The following is a 20,235-nucleotide window of genomic DNA, read 5'->3' on the forward strand; positions in this document are numbered from 1 at the left end:
TTTTGGTGTTTAATTGAGTTTTCATTTGAATTGATTTTTACATAAAAACAGTGTCTTATTTTCGGCTCTAAATACTGCTTATTTAGTTCGTTTTTCTTCGATTTTGAAGCCTTAAAATCACCTAAATTTTTACATAATTAACTTAGTTTTAAGATTAATCTCTGACGAAACTATAGATTATATTTTTATAAAACAAGAAAAAACACAAAAAATGTGCTCGAACACACAAAATTTATGTTCTCGAGCACATAAAATTGTGCGAAACGTTTTTTTTGACTTAAAATGATGTGATTTTTTTAAAATATTTTGGTAATAAGGATACTTAATAAATTGAGGCTTTTTTGAATTATAAATGACGATTTTGTAAAAACTTATGAATTTCGCAATCATGATTCGAAAAACGTAAAAATTAAGCAGTCTTTTCTGATGAGTTTTATGGACTGAAAATTTGATTTTTATTTGTAAAAAGAAGAGTGTTTTTGTCTTCAATTTTAAACTATCTTGGTCATCTCGAAAAAAGCCAAAATCTGAAACTTAATTTATGGTCATTTTGACTTTTTAAGAATTGAGAATTAACAAAATTTTAGAGTCAAAATTGTGAAAGAATATCAAGTAATTTTAATAGATAAAAATCAAATAAATGAAGTCGAAATTTTAGATTCAATTTTCTGGAAAAAAGCTAATTGTCTTACCGATTTTTCGTCTCCTTGGAAAACGGAAACATTTTCAAAAATTGAATTTCGAGCCCTTTGGGATCAGCAAAATTTCTATTTCCATTTCAGGGTTTTTGATACAGATGTTTATATCGATACAAAAGACGATAGTGCGGACAGTATCTGCAATTCTGATCGTGTTGAGCTGTTTTTTCGTCAAAACGATGCTATAGATCCGTATTACTGTTTAGAAATTGATCCGTCAACAAGATTGTTAGATTTTGAAGCACGCCCCAATAAAAAATTTGATTACGAATGGAAATGGCCTGAAGAACATATTAAATTATATTCTTCAAAAGATGAAACATCATTTACCGTTGCCGGAAAAATCAGCATAGCATCTTTAAAAGGACTTGATTTAATTCATAATAATAGTATTGAAACCGGAGTATATAGAGCGAAATTCTCTAAAGGCGAAAATCAAAATTATGAACCAACTTGGATCACATGGGTAAATCCAAACACGCCAGAACCCAATTTTCATATTGCTTCATCTTTTGGGAAGTTTATTTTGGCTTCAGAATAAATATGGTTTTAATCTCGCGGAATCGTAAAGTTTTATTCACGCAGATTTTAATTTATTGCAATTTCGAAAAGTCGAATATTTTAATTTAAATAATTGAATAGCGTCCAGCTTTAGCTGGATGAAATAATGTTGAAAAGAAAAGGCTTTAGCCAAAAACAATAAATATTTTAGATAAAGCCTTTTCAAATTAAACCTTTGCGACTCTGCGCCTTTGCGAGATTAAAAACCTTCAAACTTTGCACCTTTGAGCCTTATCTTTGTCCCTAGAAAAAAAATCAAGACACATAAAAAGAAGCATTTTCGACATTTATAATATCGATAGGAAGCAAAATTGTTTCTGGGATATCTTTTCTAAATATAAAATGTTCTGCCAAAGTACTGATTCCTAAATAAGCCTGTCTTTTTTGATTTTGGTGAATTAAAAAGTGAACAAGACCTTGATTTAAAAAATTGACATTCTTCTCAATTAAATCGTAACCAATTAAGGCTATTTTTTTATTTTCTAAAGTAGATAGAATAGAGGCAATTTGATAAGCCTTAGAAGTAGTAATAAAAATACCGCTTAAATCTGGATGCTCTTCTATAAAAGCAGCAAATTTAGTTTCGATATTAGAATATTTGAGTTTCAGTGTAAGCAAAGAGAAATCAGAAAGTTTTTTTTCATCAAAATAACTTCTGAAACCTTTTTCTTTTTCCTGCATGTGAACAGCATTCTTCAGACTTTCATCAATATGAATAATCGCAATCTGGCCTTTAGGCAAAATCAAATTCATTAAACTCGCAGCAACACGGCCGCTTTTGTATAAATCCTGTCCGACGAAACTTTTAATAGAAGAAGATTCTACCTGGTTATTAAAAGTATTTACCATAATTCCCAATTCATCATATTGTTTGATGATTTCTATAGTTTCTTTATGAAACAGCGGAGCCAGCAAAACAGCATCTGGTGATTGAGCAATAATTGCCTCGTGGGTTTTTAAAAAAGATTTGGTGCTTTCTGGATTAAAGTAATGAGTTTGAATTACGACACTGTACGCTTTAAATTCTGCTGCAGCATCTTGAATTCCGTTAACGCAAGGAAGCCAATACGGATCAATTTCAGGATCTGGAAGTAAAACGCAAATGCGGTAAACCTTTGTGTTTTTTAAATTTCGAGCAATTAAGTTGGGCTCATAATCAATGACATTCAGCACTTCATTAATTTTTTCTAGCGCCGCAGGAGAAACTTTTCCTCTATTATGCAGCACGCGATCTACAGTTCCTTTAGAAACTCCAGCCATTTGCGCAATATCCTTAATTGTGTACTTTTTATCCATATAAGCAAATATAAAAACTTTGATTTAATAAACGTAAAAATTTTAGAAGAATTCATGTTGTGTGCTCGAGAACATTATTTTAGTGTGTTCGAGCACATTTTTTTGTTTTTTCTTGTTTTATAAAAATATAATATATAGTTTCGTAGAATCAAAACCGAAAATTTAAAATAAAACCATAACCTAATAATGTTGTAATTTATTGGATTACAATGTTTTAATACAAAGTTCTTAAGTGAGAAAAATTACTTCATTAGCTCCCGGCCGAACCTGTCTTTTTGGAGATCATCAAGATTATTTAGGACTGCCAGTTATAGCCTGCGCCATAGATCGAAATATTAAATTAATTGCCAAAGAAAATCAGACCGAATCGTTTGTTCTAAATATGATCGATATAAACGAAATTCGAGTAATAGATATTCATGCATCTTTCGAAAAATTAGAACCCAGAGATTATTTTGCATCCTCGCTGCGTGTTTTACGCAGATACGGCTGTATGCCTACAACTGGTTATACCATAACAATTACAGGAGATATTCCAATTAATTCTGGAACGTCGAGTTCATCAGCTTTATTAATGGCTTGGATTCGATTTTTGATTGAAGCTTTTGGAATCGATCACGAAGTTACGCCCGAATTCCTTTCTAAATTAGGATACGAATCTGAAGTTTTAGAACATGGAGAACCTGGCGGAATGATGGATCATTTTAGTATTGGCGTTGGAAATATTGTGTACATTAATACTAAAAAACCTTTTTCCTTTGATGTGATCGGAACTGGATTAAAAGGTTTAATAACAGGAGTTTCTGGAGTTCCCAAAGAAACAATTGGCTTAATTGGCGAGTTGAAAGGAAATGCTTTAATGGCAATTGATATCGTAAAACAAAACTATCCTGATTTTGATCTCAATACATCAGAAATAGAAGATTTGGATAAGTATAGAAATTGTCTTCCAGATCGTTTGATTCCGTATTTTGAAGCGGCTATCAAAAATTACCATTATACTAAAGAAGCATTAAAGGAATTTGAAAAACCAGTTTTAGATCTTCAGAAAATTGGTGCTTTAATGAATGGACATCATGAAATCTTGCGGGATCTGCTAAAAATTACAGTTCCAAGAATTGATGCAATGATTAATGCAGCCTTGAAAGCAGGAGCATACGGTGCAAAAATTGTAGGTTCTGGCGGCGGCGGCAGTATTGTAGTGATTGCAGATCCAAAAAAAGAAGACGTAGTGATTGAAGCAATATTAAACGCGGGAGCAGAAGAAGCTTACGCAGTAAATGTTGATCCAGGAGTACGAATTATTGATAATATTGAAATTTAAATAAGATGCACGACAATTTAGTGATTTTAGCAGGTGGAGCTTCTTCACGAATGAAAAAAGAAGCCGTATTAGATAATTTATCTGCTGAAGAAATAGCGCAGGCAAATGAAAGAAGCAAAGGTTTAATTGGAGTAGGAGCAAGCGGAAGGCCTCTATTAGATTATCTTTTATGGAATGCAAAAAAAGCTGGTTACAAAAACATATATATTATAATAGGTGAAAAAGGCGAATTATTTAAGGAGTTTTACGGAAGTCAAATTAAAAATAATGATTTCCACGGTCTTAATATTTCGTTTGCTGTACAATATATTCCAGAAGGAAGAGTAAAACCCTTTGGAACTGCAGATGCACTGTTTCAGGCAGTAGAACAATATCCAGAGCTCAATTCTCAATTTTATTCAGTTTGTAATAGTGATAACTTATATTCGGCAGCAGCTCTTCGTGCTTTAAGAGAAACCGAAAGTCCGAATGCCTTTATTAGTTATGACCGAGATGCAATGGAATTTCCGCAGGAACGTATTTCGCGTTTTGCAATTGCAAAATTAGACGAGAATAATCAGCTTTTGGATATTTTGGAAAAACCTTCTGAAGATGTTTTGGAACAATACAAAGACAGCGAAGGAAAAATACGAGTAAGCATGAATGCTTTTAAGTTTAAAGGCAAGACCTTATATACACATCTTAAAAATTGCCCTGTTCATCCAGAGCGTGACGAGAAGGAATTACCAACAGTACTTTTAAACTCAGTTAAAGAAAATCCGAATACAACGGTCGGAATTCCGTTTTCTGAGCATGTTCCAGACCTAACAGCCAAAGAAGATATTGCCGATGTAAAAGCGTATTTGGCAAAATATTACCCTGATTTAAATTGGAATACCAAAAATTAACAAAATATTCATATCTAAATTAGAGATTAAGGAAAATTAATGTACTACTTTTGTTTTGCAAAAAAAATGCAGATATTTGCATAAATTACGCATAAGGTAATTAAAGCGTTGATTCTAATTTAGATTTTGAAATAACTAAATCTATAACCAATCAACCCAAAAATTATGACAAACATTCAAAGTACATTACTGTTAGAAAAAAAGAATACCGTTGTTCCAATGGTAATTTTAACCTTGCTATTCTTTATTCTAGGATTTGTAACCTGGCTGAACGGACCATTAATTCCGTTTTTTGAATTGGCTTGCGAACTAACTTCTTCTCAAGCCTACTTTGTGACTTTTGCATTTTATATTGCTTATTTTGTAATGGCAGTTCCTTCTTCTTATATTATTGAAAAAGTAGGGTATAAGAATGGAATTTCTTTAGGATTATTAATCATCGCTGCTGGAGCATTTATGTTTTATCCTGCTGCTGCAAGTCGAACATTTCTCTTCTTTTTATTAGCATTGTTTGTAATGGGAACTGGCTTAGCGGTTTTGCAGACAGCTTCAAATCCGTACGTTGTGGTAATTGGACCAAGAGAAAGCGCTGCGGCTAGAATCAGCGTTTTGGGTATTGCTAATAAAGTAGCAGGATTCGTAGCGCCACTTGTACTTACAGTTCTGGTTTTGTCTAATATGAAGGACTTTACGGCAGACAAAATTGCTTTAATGGATGAGGTGTCCAAGACAAATGCTTTAAATTCACTTGCATTGCAACTGCAAAGACCGTATCTTTATATGGGGTTGATTATAACAGTTTTAGCTTTGTTGGTAAAATTTTCTCCTTTGCCGGAAATTGATCTTGATGAAGAAGGAAATGTATCTCATTTAAACATTTTCAAACAAATCAAAAACGCATTTAAACATCCTCAGCTAGTTTTAGGAGTAATTACTTTAATGCTTTATTTATCAGCAGAAGTTTTAGCAGGAGATTCCATTGGAGGTTTTGGAAAACAGCTTGGAGTCTATGGTAATAATGGAGATTTTTATCTAAAATTAACTTCTTTTACCATGTCGGCAATGGTTATTGGATATGTACTTGGGATCGTTTTAATTCCTAAATATGTTTCGCAGGTTACAGCTTTAAAAGTCTCAGGAATTTTAGGAATTATACTGGTTTTGACAATTGTTTTGATTTCGCCAAAAATATTGGTTACTCTTCCTAGAATTCCACAAATACCATTGGTAATTCTTTTAGTAGCACTTTTAGGATTAGCAAATGCTTTGTGCTGGCCGGCAATCTGGCCAATGGCTTTGCAGGATTTGGGCGGTTATACAAAGATTGGAAGCGCAATTTTGATTATGGGAATTATTGGTGGAGCAGTTTTTCCATTGTTTTATGGAATGATTACCGAAAGTGTGAATGCTGCAAATCTTGCAAAAAATATGCAAAACGTTTCTAGAAGCGGCAATCAGGTAGCTTATTTGATATTATTACCCTCTTATATAATGATTTTGTTTTATGCTGTAAAAGGACATAAATACAGGAAATGGAAATAGTTGAACAAAAATAAAAATTAATATATCATGTTAAAAAGTAAAATCGACAAAGCAACAGGTTTCGAGAAAAGATTCGAAAACATTAATACAGTTGTTTTTGAAAACTCAACAGATGCTTCAAAAGAAGTAGCGCAGGAAATCGCAGCTTTAATTCAATCAAAACAACAAGAAGGCAAACCATGCATTTTAGGATTAGCAACTGGTTCTTCTCCAAAAGGATTGTATGCAGAATTGGTTCGTCTGCATAAAGAAGAAGGTTTGAGTTTCAAAAACGTAATTAGTTTTAATTTGGATGAATACTATCCAATGGAGCCAAATTCAATCAATAGTTATGTTCGTTTTATGAAAGAGCTTTTGTTTGATCATGTTGATATTTTACCAGAAAACGCACACGTTCCAGACGGACTTTTAACAAAAGAACAAATCGCAGATTACTGCCACGAATATGAAGCTAAGATTGAAGCTTTAGGCGGAATTGATCTTCAGATTCTTGGAATTGGAGGAAACGGACACATCGGATTTAATGAGTCTGGTTCGCTTCAAAACTCTAAAACTCGTTTGGTTGCATTAGATCATATTACAAGAGTTGCGGCAAGTAAAGATTTCTTCGGTTTGAACAATACACCAAGAACTGCCATTACACTTGGAGTGAAAAAAATAATGGAAGCCAAAAGAGTAATCTTATTGGCTTGGGGAGAAGGAAAAGCAAACATTGTAAAAAAATCTGTTGAAGACGAAGTTACAAACCGAGTACCAGCGTCATTTTTGCAAGAACATAACAACGCAGTATTTGTTTTAGATAAAGAAGCTTCTTCTAAACTAACAAGAATTAATAAACCTTGGCTGGTTGAAAAAATTATTTGGACAGATAAATTAACTCGTAAAGCGGTTTTAGGATTGGCATTAGATCTTAAAAAACCAATTTTAATGCTTACAGATGCAGATTACATCGAAAATGGTATGAGCGATTTATTAGCAGATTCTGGTCCGGCTTATGACATCAATATTAAGATTTTCAATAAATTACAAAACACAATTACAGGTTGGCCTGGTGGAAAACCAAATGCTGACGACACAAATCGTCCAGAAAGAGCAGAGCCGGCTAAAAAACGTGTATTGATTTTCAGTCCGCATCCAGATGACGATATTATCAGTATGGGAGGAACTTTCATGCGTCTGCAAGAGCAGGGGCACGAAGTACACGTAGCGTACCAAACATCTGGAAATATTGCAGTTGCAGATGATGAAGCACTTCGTTTTGCAAGATTCGTAATTGATTACAATGAAAAATTCGGGATCAAAAGTGAAGAGGCAGATAATATCTATAAAAAAGCAGAAACATTCTTAGAGAATAAAAAGAACAGTGAAATTGATATTCCTGAAGTTCGTTACATCAAAGGTTTGATCAGAAAAGGAGAGGCGAGAGCAACGAGCCATTTTGTTGGTCTGCCAGATAGCCAGATTCATTTTATGGAATTACCTTTCTATGAAACAGGAACAATTGAGAAAAAACCAATTGGACCAGAAGATATTCAATTGACTGTAGATTTAATCGAAAAAATTAAACCGCACCAAATTTATGCTGCTGGAGATTTAGCAGATCCGCACGGAACACATAAAGTTTGTTTAGATGCCATTTTTGAAGCTGTAAAAGTTTTAAAACCAAAAGAATTTATGAACGACTGCTGGTTATGGCTATACCGTGGAGCTTGGCAGGAATGGGGAATTGATGAGGTTGAAATGGCTGTTCCAATGAGTCCAGATCAGGTTTTAGAAAAACGTCACGGAATCTTCAAACACCAGTCACAAAAAGACGGAGTTGTTTTCCAAGGGACAGATGCAAGGGAGTTCTGGCAAAGAGCAGAAGACAGAAACCGCGAAACAGCAGCTTTGTATCACCAATTAGGTTTAGCAACTTATGCAGCGATGGAAGCTTTTGTGAGATGGCATTACTAAGAGGCTGAGGTTCTGAGATACTAAGATTCTAAGTTTTTTTTTCGCTACGAATTACACTAATAAAAAAAATTGTGTGAATTCTTGAAATTCGTGGCAAAAAAAATATACAGATTAGAAAATTATTTTAATCTGTGGTAAAAAATAAATAGCTTTGTACGCGATAAGAAGCAGGAAGAAAGAATGAGTCTATATTCTTTTTTCTTGCTTCTTTTTTTAACTGTAAACAGAGACCGAGACTGAAAACTATTTCTTAATCTGTGGCAAAAGAGAAAAATAATAATAGCTTTGTACCTATGAAGCAAGAAGAGAGAAAATCTATATTCTTTCTTCTTGCTTCTTTTTTCTTTAAAAAAAATGGAACAAGACAAAAAACTTCTCATCAAATTAGCACACACCAAAATGCCTTTCGGGAAATACGAAGGCAGATTTTTAATTGATCTTCCAGAATATTACGTCGTTTGGTATCATAATAAAGGTTTTCCAAAAGGAGAGCTTGGACAGCAGTTGCAATTGATTTACGAATTGAAATTGAATGGGTTGGAAGAATTAATTCGCAATATAAAGAAGCAATATCCAAAGCCATAATAGATATTATTTAGATTGTTGGATTTTTATATAATTGGATAAAATTTTGGTTTTATTCTTTGAAAAAATGATAAAAGATAGATAAAGATTAATATATTGAATGGTTTTCTTTTGATTTGAAAAAGCCAAAAATCTTGCAATCTAAAATTCTAAAAATCTAAGAAGTCTAATGTTCAAATTGTCTAATTAAATTTGTACTTTTGCCAAGTTTTTTACACAACTACTTACAAACAACAACAGAATGAATCAAACAAAATATATTTTTGTTACAGGAGGTGTGACCTCTTCATTAGGAAAAGGAATTATCGCGGCATCTTTGGCAAAATTGTTACAAGGAAGAGGATACCGTACAACTATTCAAAAATTTGATCCATACATTAATGTTGATCCAGGAACACTAAATCCTTATGAGCACGGAGAATGTTATGTGACAGATGATGGAGCCGAAACAGACTTAGATTTAGGACATTACGAGCGTTTCTTAAACGTTCCTACTTCTCAGGCTAATAACGTTACTACAGGAAGAGTTTATCTTTCGGTTATTGAAAAAGAAAGAAGAGGAGAGTTTTTAGGAAAAACAGTTCAGGTTGTTCCTCATATCACAAACGAAATCAAAGACAGAATGCAATTGCTAGGGAAATCTGGCGATTATGATATTGTAATTACTGAAATTGGTGGAACTGTTGGTGATATCGAATCTTTACCTTATATAGAATCTGTTCGTCAGTTAGTATGGGAATTAGGTGAAAATAACGGAATTGTTATTCACTTGACATTAGTTCCTTATTTGGCTGCAGCAGGCGAATTAAAAACAAAACCAACACAGCACTCTGTTAAAACTTTAATGGAAAGCGGTATAAAAGCAGATATCTTGGTTTGTAGAACGGAGCATGAATTATCTCAGGAATTACGCCAGAAATTAGCTTTGTTCTGTAATGTGAAAAAAGAAGCAGTTATTCAGTCAATTGATGCTTCTACTATATATGAAGTTCCAAATTTAATGCTTGAAGAAGGATTAGATGTTGTGGCTTTAAAGAAATTAGATTTACCTAAAAAAGCATCTCCAGACCTTAAAAACTGGAATACTTTCTTAAAAAGATTAAAAAATCCAAAACAAACTGTAAATATTGGTTTGGTTGGAAAATATGTAGAAATGCAGGATTGTTACAAATCTATTTTAGAGGCGTTTATTCATGCAGGAGCTGCAAACGAAACAAAAGTAAACGTAATTTCTATTCACTCAGAGCATATCAATGCAGATAATGTTGAAGAAAAATTAGGAAGTCTTGACGGAGTTTTAGTTGCTCCAGGTTTTGGTGAAAGAGGTATTGAAGGAAAAATTGAAGCAGTTCGTTATGTACGTGAAAACAATATTCCTTTCTTTGGAATTTGTTTAGGAATGCAGATGTCTGTTATCGAATATTCTAGAAATATTTTAGGTTATGCTGATGCGAATTCTACAGAGATGAACGATAAAACGCCTCATCCTGTTGTGAATTTAATGGAAGAGCAAAAAACAATTACCGATAAAGGTGGAACAATGCGTTTAGGTGCTTGGAAATGTGATATTAAACCAAACACTTTAGCACACAAAATTTACGGAGAAAAAACTATTTCGGAGCGTCACCGTCACCGTTATGAGTACAATAATAAATATGCTGATGAATTGCAAAAAGCTGGTTTAAAAGCTTCTGGAGTAAATCCTGATACAGGTTTAGTCGAGATCGTTGAGCTTGAAAATCACCCATTCTTTATTGGTGTACAATATCACCCAGAATACAAAAGTACAGTTGCAAATCCGCATCCTATATTTGTAAACTTTGTGGCAGCTGCGGTAAATGCGCATAAAAAATAATAATTCATTCTAAGAGGTGTAACTTTTTAATTAAACGAATAACTAATAACCTCAAACGAATAACTTTTTTTAAAAATAATGGAAGAAAAAAAATTTGACCTTAATTCAATCATTGGTTTTGTATTGATATTTGGAATTTTGATTTGGATAATGTACCAAAATCAGCCTTCTGATAAAGAAATTGCTGCTGAAAAAGCCAAGAAAGAATTAGTTGCTAAACAAGAGGCACAAGCAAAAGCTGATAAAGCTAAAACAGCATCATTACCAGCTGCAGCGGTAACTCCTGGCGATACAGTACAATTAGCTCAATTGCAAAAAACTTTAGGCGGATTTGCTTATTCTGCAACACTTCCTTCTGCGAAAGAAGCTTTTACTACAATCGAAAACGAAAAGATTAAACTTAAAATCGCTAATAAAGGTGGTTATATTGTTGAGGCTACTTTAAAAGAATTCGAAAAAATTAAAAAAGGTTCAGGTCAATTAGTTGAATTAATCAAAAACAATAATTCAAACTTAAATTTACAGCTTCTTACTACAGACAATAGAACGTTAAATTCTAAAGATTTGTATTTTGAACCAACTTTAGAAAAAATTGGTGCAGATCAAGTTTTATCTATGCGTTTAAAAGCAGGTGCTAATGAATTTTTAGAGTACAAATACATTCTGAAACCAAACGATTATTTAGTTGGTTTTGATATTCGTTCTCAAGGATTAAACAGAGTTTTAAATTCTGCTAAACCAGTTGATTTACAATGGGATTTAAAAACGTATAGAAATGAAAAAAGTATTTCTTACGAAAATCGTTATGCTCAAATTGATTATAAATACAACGAATCAAAATACAGCAATGTAAGTTCTCATGGACAAGGAAAAGAAGAAACTCCTGAAAAAGTAAGTTTCGTAGCTTTCAAGCAGCACTTCTTTACGACTATTTTAGCTACGGAGAAACCATTTGAAACTTCAAAATTACAATCTGACGATTTAGTTAAAGATGAAAAAATTGACACTGTTTTTACAAAACAGTTTAGAGCAAATTTACCTTTAGCATTCTCAAATGGTGAGATTGATTACAAAATGAGTTTGTATTTTGGTCCGGCTGATTACAAAACATTAAAATCTTACGATAAGAATTTCGAAAAAATCATTCCTTTAGGATGGGGAATTTTTGGATGGATTAACAAATTTATCTTTATTCCTTTATTTGGGTTTTTAAGCTCAACAATGGGATTGTCATTAGGAATCGCAATCATAATTTTTACAATTATAATCAAATTGGCCATGTCGCCAATTACCTATAAGTCGTTCTTGTCTCAGGCTAAAATGAAAGTTTTAAGACCTGATATTGCAGAGTTGGGAGAAAAATTCAAAAAAGACCCAATGAAAAAACAGCAAGAAACAATGAAACTGTACAACAAAGCAGGAGTAAACCCAATGGCAGGATGTATCCCAGCATTGATTCAGCTTCCTTTTATGTATGCATCGTTCCAGTTTTTCCCAGCGGCTTTTGAATTAAGACAAAAAAGTTTCCTTTGGGCAGACGATTTATCATCTTTTGACTCAGTTGTAAAATTACCATTTACTATTCCGTTGTATGGAGATCATATCAGTTTGTTTCCAATTTTGGCGGCAATTGCGATTTTCTTCTACATGAAAATGACATCTGGAGATCAGCAAATGGCAGCGCCTCAACAAGAAGGTATGCCGGATATGGCAAAAATGATGAAAATCATGATTTATGTTTCGCCATTAATGATGTTAATTTTCTTTAATAGTTATGGTGCAGGTTTAAGTTTGTATAACTTTATCTCAAACTTAATTACAATCGGTATTATGTTCGTGATTAAAAACTACATCGTAGACAGCGAAAAAATTCACGCTCAGATTCAAGAAAATAAATTAAGAGAGCCTAAGAAACCAAGTAAGTTTCAACAGCGTCTTCAAGATGTAATGGAACAGCAAGAAGCTGCAAAAGCTCAGAATAAAAAGAAATAATACTTTTTTAGTATATAAAAAGAAACCGTCTCGTTTTTTAACGAGACGGTTTTTTTACAATTAGTTTTATCTAAAATTTCGGTAATAAAACCTTGTCGATAACATGAATTATTCCATTTGAGCATTGCACATCTGTTGCTATAATATTACTTACTCTATTACTAGCGTCAGTAATTTTTGGACCGCCAGTTAAGTTAACTGTAAAATTTTGACCGGCAAAAGTACTTACCACTTGTCCGTTTGTTAAAGCAGATGATTGAACATTTGCACCAGTAACTACATGATATTTTAAAGTAGTTTCTAAAACATTAGCAGGAATAGCAGGAAGACCCGAAAAACCAGTTTCGGTTAGGAAACTTGTAAAAGCAGCATTTGTAGGAGCAAAAACAGTAAATGGAGAATTTGCAGTTCCTGATAAAGTTGCAGCAAAACCAGATGAGGCATTGTATGTCAAAGCAGCAACCAGTGTGGTAAAGTTTTTATTGGCCACTGCATGGTTTACAATTGTTGGTAATCCGATAACGCCATCTACTATGTGAATAACACCATTAGAAGCTTCAATATCTGCAGTAGTTACCATCGCACCTCCATTTGTTTTCCCGCCGTTAATGTCGACTCCTGTGCCTTTTTCCAGATACATACTGATAGTGTTCGAAGTTGAAGCACTTCCTTTAGCTAAAGTTTTTACATATCCAGTAGCTATTTCAGAGGATTTTACCTTTGTGCTTAAAACGTGGTTCAATAGAATTTCTTTTAAGGCAGGAACAGGAACTGCGTTAAGGTTAGCATATCCATTTGCTTGTAAAAAAGCGGTAAAAGCAGTATTCGTTGGTGCAAAAACGGTGTAAGTACCAGAAGAGTTCAACGTGGCAGCCAAATCTGCTTTTTCCAAAGCTGCAACTAATGAACTAAGATTAGAATTTGTTTTTGCGATCGCCACAATTGTTTGCGGTTGTTGTGAATCATTATCATCATCATCGTTGTTACATGAAATACTGACGAAAGCGATTAATGCTAATAAAGCAATTAATTTAATTTTGATTGTTTTCATAATATAGTTTTTTGTGTTTGTTACTACTAAGTTATCTATTTTTGTTTAACGAAAAAAGAAAATAATTAAACATTTATTAAAATTAGTAATTATTTAACTTTTGTTTATTCTATTGGTTTTTAGTTAATTATGAGTTTAGTGCTTTTTAATTAGTGGGAATAGCCTTAAAAATGTTAAATCATATTTTTTGCTTAAAAGGCTCTTGTTATCCTTAAAATGGTTATATTTTTGTAATAATAAAACTCAATATTTGTTGTTATATAGAAAAAATAGATTATGAAAAAATTTTTGCTTTTGTTTTTAATAAGTATTGCGGCTTATTCACAAGAATCTAACAAGGTAGATGCAAGCGGTAAAAAAGATGGGCTTTGGAAAGGAATTTACACCGAATCTAAGCGACCTCGTTATGAAGGAACTTTTAGTCACGGAAAAGAAACGGGGATTTTCAAATTTTTTGATGATACCAAAAAAGGAGATGTTATCGCTACTAGGGATTTTAGTGCCAATGATGGAAGTTCGTATACTATTTTTTATGATCAGAATAAAAACAAGGTAAGCGAAGGTAAAGAAGTTGGAAAATCTCGTGAAGGCGAATGGAAATATTACCACAAAGCTTCTAAAGTTTTGATGACTGTTGAAAATTATAAAAACGGAAAGCTTGAAGGCTTGCGAACCATTTATTATCCTAATGAAAAAGTGGCAGAGGAGATGATGTATAAAAATGGTTTAAAAGAAGGAGCTTACAAAAAGATGGGACAGGATGGAACACTTTTGGAAGAGTCGAATTTTAAAAATAACGAATACAACGGTGATGCTGTTTTTTATGATTCAGATAAATCTGTTGCTTCTAAAGGCAAATTCGTAAATGGTAAAAAAGCAGGAATTTGGCAGTTTTATCAAAAAGGAAAATTGGTCAAAGAAGTAAATATGAGTGATCCAAAAAACACCAACAAAGCTTCTGAAAAAGGGCCGGCACCCAAAAAATAGTCATCTAATACATTTGTAATTACTTCATTCAAAATAAAAAAGAAAAAGAATTAATTGTTTACATTTGGGTAACCAATTTATTCTAACCAATGGATTTACGCGAACTTTTAGGAAGATTTCTGCTGTTGTTTTTCTCAATTTTGGTTTTGTATTTTTTCTCCAATAGAAAGGATAATGCAACCATAAATCCATTAATGGTAATTGTTGGGTTGTGTACATTTTCACTGTGTTATCTTTTTACCAAAATAGAAATCGGAGTTGGAATTGGGTTTGGATTGTTTGCGATTTTTTCGATACTTCGATTTAGAACGCAGTCTTTTACTGTAAATGCTGTGATCTTTCTGTTTGCGACCATTACATTATCGATTTTAGATATCATGTATCCTTTTGAAAAGATCGAACTGCTCTTATTTTTTCAAATAATAATAATCGGATTTTATGTTATCGCTTCGATTATTGTTAATAAAAAAGCTTCTAAATATTTAAATTCAGTCGATGTAAAAATTCCGCTTGACGAAAGTTTTTCTTTAAATTCAGAAGTAATTAGAAAATCAATTCAGCAGAAAATTAAAATTGAAGAATTTGATTTTAGAATTGTCTTAATCAATACCGCTGCAAACGAAATAGATTTATTGGTTTTTTATTAATCATTAAAAGGGCGAACCTGTTTGATGTATAAATCTCTTTTTTCGCCCACAATTTTGAATTCAATATCTACAGGATGAAATTGGTTTTTGCGCCAATATCGATACATTTTAGTTTCAATTTTTTTACTGACTTCGTATAGATTACTCATTTCTTTTCGAGTCAATAATGGCTCATTATTATTCAAATTGGAGTTTGAAGTATAATCAATATCAAAATCGGTTTCGTCTTTTCCGTCATTAAAATGATAAGCAACAAATTGCTCGCAGATTTCGCCTTTTTCGGGTTTCACAACAGAATTTTCTCCTTTTTGAACATTAACCGTAATCCCAGGAAAGTTTTCTCTGAATATATTTTTTGTGATTATTACGCCATTTGCCAATTCATCAGGAAAAGAACGATGAACCAAAACTCCCATAGCAATGTTTTGCTGGTCGATTCCAAAAAGTTCTCTTTCGTTGTATGAACCTTCATTCCAAACACTTGCCCAAACTTGTTTTATAGCTTTTTCGAATGTTTTGATGCTGTCACCAAGAATTCCTGTTTTAGAATCGTAGAGTCCAGCGCCATTAAAATCATCCAGATCTTCTGCATTTGTAGAAGATCGAAATCTGAAGTTTTTAAATTTGGCATCTTTAAAAGCCATCTTCAATTTCGATATTAATTCAGGATCCACAGGTTCTTTTTTGATAGCGTCTCTAATTTTTTTTAGCTGTTTATTAACCCAAACCGTGGAATCTTTTTGAGAGGAAGCTAAAAGCTCTGCAATTAATGGAGAAATGGCAGGATTCTGAATATGCTTTGTATAATAGTAAAACGGAATAGCATGTGCATTTTCTGGAACTTTAAAGGGAATTTCTTTAGAAATTGCAATTAAATACGCCATGTTTTGCGCCTTCGAACCGATATAATTAATTCCCTTTTTTGGAATTTCAGATAGATTGACCAATTCTGTAACGCTATTGTCTATAACTAGCTTTTTCTTTTTTCCAGCAGATTTTGTTGGAATTTTTTTGGTGGTTTCTTTGATGAAAAAAGTATCAACTTCAATTTTTAATTCTACTTTTTTAGAAAGCAGTTTGTTGATATTGTTATCTTTTTCAATATCCGTATAAGCCATTATCGGAATCTTTCTGTTTTTTCCTAATAGAACCAAATGGCTCAATGGAGTTTGAAGTTCATTTACAATAATTCCTCGTACATTTGGGAGGATGTCAGGTGTTCCATCCAAAATGATAATTTCATCTGAATTAGGTTTCAATGTTTCTAATTCTTTGATTTTATATTTTTTTAGAATTCCGACGTTGCTGCCGCCAACAACTTCTTGGTATTTAATTTCATTAAAAATATAATCTGATTTCACGCAGGGAATTGAAAATTTATCTTGCCGAGACCATTCCATCATTTCAGGATTATTCAAATAGAATTTTAAATTCTGCCCGATAAAAGTGGAGTTCTTGACTAAATTGAAGAAACGTTCAACTAATGGAATTGGCATGTGATCAGAAGCAGCGAGTTCGAAAATCCATTTTTCAGTTCCTTTTATATGATTTAAATTTCCGAGTAAAAAGTCTCGATCTTTTTCAGTGTTGCTGTAGTTTCTATTATTAAACACATCTAAATCTTGACTGTATCCTAAATAATTAGTTGCAAAATCATAATGAAGTAAAATGAGACTGCTGTTGAAATAATACATTTTCTGTTTTCGCAAGTCATACATAACTTTAACCGATTCGATATTTGAGAATTTATCAGACAAAGGTTTGCCTCTAAATGCTTTGTAAGCTTCGTAGTTTGGAAGAGACGAAACAAATCGCTGCGCACTTAAAGTTGTTAAGACGAACAAGAAAAATAGGCTGTAAATGTATTTTTTCATTCTATTGAAATTGAGTATTAAATGTACTTAAAAAAGTAATAAGTTTTATCTACTGCGGGATTGCTTAAAGTAATCAAAACCTTTGTGCAGTTTTCTATTATTTGGCGTACCTTTGCAACCTTAAAAAATTAAACTTTTCAAAATGAAACGAGTAGTTGTTGGACTTTCAGGTGGAGTAGATTCTAGTGTTGCAGCCTATTTACTGCAGCAGCAAGGATACGAAGTTATTGGCCTTTTTATGAAAAACTGGCACGATGATTCGGTTACTATTTCTAACGAATGTCCTTGGCTTGAAGACAGTAATGATGCGTTGCTTGTTGCTGAAAAACTTGGAATACCGTTTCAAACTGTTGATTTAAGCGAAGAATACAAAGAAAAAATCGTTGACTATATGTTTAACGAATACGAAAAAGGAAGAACTCCAAATCCTGATGTACTTTGTAACCGCGAAATCAAATTTGATGTGTTTATGAAAATCGCTCTAAGTCTTGGAGCAGATTATGTTGCGACTGGGCATTACTGCCAAAAAAGTGAAATCGAAGTTGACGGAAAAACAGTTTATCAATTAATTGCTGGGAATGATGTAAATAAAGATCAATCTTATTTTTTATGTCAGTTGTCACAAGAGCAATTGTCTAAAGCGTTGTTTCCAATTGGTGCTTTGACAAAACCAGAAGTGCGCGAAATTGCTGCCGAAATGGAATTGGTTACCGCAGAAAAGAAAGATTCTCAAGGATTATGTTTTATAGGGAAAGTTCGACTTCCAGAATTTTTACAGCAAAAATTACAGCCTAAAGAAGGTAAAATTGTTCAAGTTGATAAAAATGATGCTATTTATGTTGGTGAAAAACCAGCTGGAATTTCTTTAGAAGAAGATTTAAAATTAGAATCTCAAAAGTTAAACTACGTTCCAACAATGGGAAAAGTAGTGGGCAAACATCAAGGAGCGCATTATTTTACTGTCGGGCAAAGAAAAGGTTTAAATGTTGGAGGAACTACAGATCCATTATTTGTAATTGCTACAGATGTTGAAACAAACACTATATATACAGGTTTGTCAAGTTTGCATCCAGGATTATTTAAAAAAGCACTTTTTGTTGGAAAATCTGAAGTACACTGGGTTAGAGAAGATTTGGCTTTGAAAGCAGGTGAGAAAATGGAAGTGATGGCTAGAATTCGCTACCGTCAGCCATTACAGAAAGCAATTTTACATCAATTTGAAGACGGAATGTACGTTGAATTTGAAGAAGCACAGTCTGCCATTACAGAAGGACAATTTGTTGCTTGGTATTTAGAAAATGAATTAGTTGGTTCGGGAGTAATTTCTTAGCTTTATACCTTATTTGGAAGAAATTCCTCAAAGGTACGCTATGAAATATAACTTTACTTTCCTTTTATTACTTCTTTCGTTTGCGGTATTTGCACAAGAAGATGCGTGGGTTTATTTTAACGGAAAACCGAATGCGCAGTTGTTTTTTGATAATCCGTTGACAGAACTTTCTCAGAAAGCTTTAGATCGAAGAACCAATCAAAATATCGCTTTAGATATTACAGATGCTCCTTTGGAAACTACTTATGTAAGCCAAATTAAATCCAGTGCCGGTATAACAGTTATGGCGCAGTCCAAATGGTTGAATGCACTTCATATTCAGGGAACTCAGGCAAACATAAATGCATTAAAAACATTGCCTTTTGTCCAGAAAATAGAATTTGCTGATAAAACTTTAAACACTACAGCCAAAAAAGTTTCGGAAACTAAAACAGCTAAAGGTCTCAATAAGCTGGAGGCGGCAATAGATTATTCGTATGGCAATTCTGCAAATCAAATTCAGATGCTGAACGGACAAATTTTGCATCAGCAGAATTTTACTGGAGAAGGAAAAATTATTGCAGTTTTTGATGGTGGTTTTCCAGGCGTAAACACAGCACAGCCTTTTGAGAATCTTAGAAATAATAACCGAATTTTAGGCGGTTATGATTATACAACAAGAAATGCAAATTTCTACACAGGCAGTGATCACGGGACAAAGGTGCTTTCTACAATGGGCGGTTACAAAGAAAATTCGTTAGTTGGAACAGCTCCAAATGCTTCTTATTATCTTTTTATTACAGAAATTGGTGCTTTAGAAAATCCGGTAGAAGAATCGCTTTGGGTTGAAGCTGCCGAAAAAGCAGATGCTTTAGGAGTCGATATAATTACTACTTCGTTAGGATACTTTGGTGATCGCGACGAGTCTAGATACAATCATACTTACAGCGATATGAATGGAATTACCAATTTCATTTCGCGTGGTGCAGAAACAGCATTTAGTAAAGGGATTTTAGTTTTGGCTTCTGCTGGAAATGAAGGAATTCAGGTTGAAAAACATATTGGCTCTCCAGCTGATGCAGTTTCGGTATTGGCAATAGGTTCTGTTAATGCTACTAAAGTGAGGGCTAGTTCAAGTTCGATTGGACCAAGTTATGACGGAAGAATAAAACCAGATATAATGGCGCAAGGCGTGGCTTCAGTAGTCTCTGATCCAAACGGAAATATTGGAACCGCAAATGGAACATCTTTTTCTTGTCCGATAATGGCTGGAATGGCAGCCTCTTTATGGCAGGCGTTTCCAACTAAAACCAATAAACAAATTCGACAAATGATTTTGGCTTCTTCTGACAGATTCACAAACCCGGATAATAATTACGGTTACGGAATTCCGAATTTCGGTGCGACTTTAAGTGTTGATGATTTTGTTGCAGAAGCTTCTTTTGCTGTATATCCAAATCCTGTTAAAAATGAAGTTTCTTTTTCTTTTTTAACCGAAAATAACACAGCCTCTGTCACTATTTATTCGGTGTTAGGCCAAAAATTAATTGAAGAAAAGATTAATAATTCCAATCCAATTCTCTCTTTGCAGTCATTACAAAGCGGACTCTATTTTTATAGTTTTGATGCTGATAATCTGCATAAAACAGGAAAGCTAATCAAGCAATAATT

15 protein-coding genes are annotated in these 20,235 nt (G+C 33.2%); 12 read left to right on the plus strand and 3 right to left on the minus strand.

Going from position 1 to position 20,235, the window contains the following annotated elements; all coding sequences use genetic code 11:
* Window positions 1-597 precede the first annotated feature (597 nt).
* On the plus strand, window positions 598-1,239 hold the full coding sequence (locus EDB96_RS11235) for a carbohydrate-binding family 9-like protein (RefSeq protein ID WP_134140827.1): 642 nt from the start codon (window positions 598-600) through the stop codon (window positions 1,237-1,239).
* Window positions 1,240-1,514: 275 nt separating this feature from the next.
* On the opposite strand, the gene EDB96_RS11240 is transcribed toward EDB96_RS11235, so the two are convergent.
* Window positions 1,515-2,555, minus strand: coding sequence for a LacI family DNA-binding transcriptional regulator (locus tag EDB96_RS11240; protein WP_134140829.1), 1,041 nt, complete (start codon window positions 2,553-2,555; stop codon window positions 1,515-1,517).
* Window positions 2,556-2,787: 232 nt separating this feature from the next.
* Here EDB96_RS11240 and EDB96_RS11245 point away from each other — a divergent pair, with 232 nt between their 5' ends.
* From EDB96_RS11245 to yidC, 7 genes are all read left to right on the plus strand, one after another.
* Window positions 2,788-3,879 (plus strand): mevalonate kinase, encoded by a 1,092-nt coding sequence (locus tag EDB96_RS11245; protein ID WP_134140830.1) that lies wholly within the window; start codon window positions 2,788-2,790, stop codon window positions 3,877-3,879.
* Between the two features lie 5 nt (window positions 3,880-3,884).
* Window positions 3,885-4,766 (plus strand): sugar phosphate nucleotidyltransferase, encoded by an 882-nt coding sequence (locus EDB96_RS11250; RefSeq protein WP_134140831.1) that lies wholly within the window; start codon window positions 3,885-3,887, stop codon window positions 4,764-4,766.
* Between the two features lie 165 nt (window positions 4,767-4,931).
* The gene (locus EDB96_RS11255) at window positions 4,932-6,308 is read left to right on the plus strand and encodes a sugar MFS transporter (protein WP_134140833.1); all 1,377 of its coding nucleotides are present in this window, start codon (window positions 4,932-4,934) and stop codon (window positions 6,306-6,308) included.
* Between the two features lie 27 nt (window positions 6,309-6,335).
* Window positions 6,336-8,264 (plus strand): glucosamine-6-phosphate deaminase, encoded by a 1,929-nt coding sequence (nagB, locus tag EDB96_RS11260; protein ID WP_134140835.1) that lies wholly within the window; start codon window positions 6,336-6,338, stop codon window positions 8,262-8,264.
* A gap of 354 nt (window positions 8,265-8,618) precedes the next feature.
* Window positions 8,619-8,849 (plus strand): DUF3820 family protein, encoded by a 231-nt coding sequence (locus EDB96_RS11265; RefSeq protein ID WP_057118843.1) that lies wholly within the window; start codon window positions 8,619-8,621, stop codon window positions 8,847-8,849.
* Window positions 8,850-9,090: 241 nt separating this feature from the next.
* The gene (locus EDB96_RS11270; protein WP_057118841.1) at window positions 9,091-10,704 is read left to right on the plus strand and encodes a CTP synthase; all 1,614 of its coding nucleotides are present in this window, start codon (window positions 9,091-9,093) and stop codon (window positions 10,702-10,704) included.
* 78 nt (window positions 10,705-10,782) lie between these two features.
* The gene (gene yidC / locus EDB96_RS11275) at window positions 10,783-12,696 is read left to right on the plus strand and encodes a membrane protein insertase YidC (RefSeq protein ID WP_134140837.1); all 1,914 of its coding nucleotides are present in this window, start codon (window positions 10,783-10,785) and stop codon (window positions 12,694-12,696) included.
* 70 nt (window positions 12,697-12,766) lie between these two features.
* On the opposite strand, the gene EDB96_RS11280 is transcribed toward yidC, so the two are convergent.
* Complete coding sequence (locus tag EDB96_RS11280) at window positions 12,767-13,747, minus strand: fasciclin domain-containing protein (RefSeq protein WP_134140839.1); 981 nt, start codon at window positions 13,745-13,747, stop codon at window positions 12,767-12,769.
* 276 nt (window positions 13,748-14,023) lie between these two features.
* Between EDB96_RS11280 and EDB96_RS11285 the strand changes: the two genes are divergently transcribed.
* Window positions 14,024-14,734 carry a toxin-antitoxin system YwqK family antitoxin gene (locus tag EDB96_RS11285; RefSeq protein ID WP_057118835.1) on the plus strand — a complete coding sequence of 237 codons (711 nt, stop codon included), beginning with the start codon at window positions 14,024-14,026 and terminating at the stop codon, window positions 14,732-14,734.
* A gap of 89 nt (window positions 14,735-14,823) precedes the next feature.
* On the plus strand, window positions 14,824-15,381 hold the full coding sequence (locus EDB96_RS11290) for a DUF4956 domain-containing protein (RefSeq protein WP_134140840.1): 558 nt from the start codon (window positions 14,824-14,826) through the stop codon (window positions 15,379-15,381).
* Here the strand turns inward: EDB96_RS11290 and EDB96_RS11295 are convergent.
* Window positions 15,378-17,255, minus strand: a complete 1,878-nt coding sequence (locus EDB96_RS11295) for a PEP/pyruvate-binding domain-containing protein (protein ID WP_134140842.1) — start codon at window positions 17,253-17,255, stop codon at window positions 15,378-15,380. The two genes, EDB96_RS11290 and EDB96_RS11295, sit on opposite strands and share 4 nt — an antisense overlap.
* Before the next feature lie 142 nt (window positions 17,256-17,397).
* On the opposite strand from EDB96_RS11295, the gene mnmA reads away from it, so the two are divergent.
* Together mnmA and EDB96_RS11305 are read left to right on the plus strand one after the other, a co-directional pair.
* Entirely contained in the window at window positions 17,398-18,585 is a 1,188-nt protein-coding gene (gene mnmA, locus EDB96_RS11300) for a tRNA 2-thiouridine(34) synthase MnmA (RefSeq protein ID WP_057118828.1), read from the plus strand.
* Between the two features lie 40 nt (window positions 18,586-18,625).
* Window positions 18,626-20,233 (plus strand): S8 family serine peptidase, encoded by a 1,608-nt coding sequence (locus EDB96_RS11305; RefSeq protein ID WP_134140843.1) that lies wholly within the window; start codon window positions 18,626-18,628, stop codon window positions 20,231-20,233.
* Window positions 20,234-20,235: the final 2 nt, after the last annotated feature.

Source organism: Flavobacterium sp. S87F.05.LMB.W.Kidney.N (assembly GCF_004366435.1).
Lineage (GTDB): Bacteria > Bacteroidota > Bacteroidia > Flavobacteriales > Flavobacteriaceae > Flavobacterium.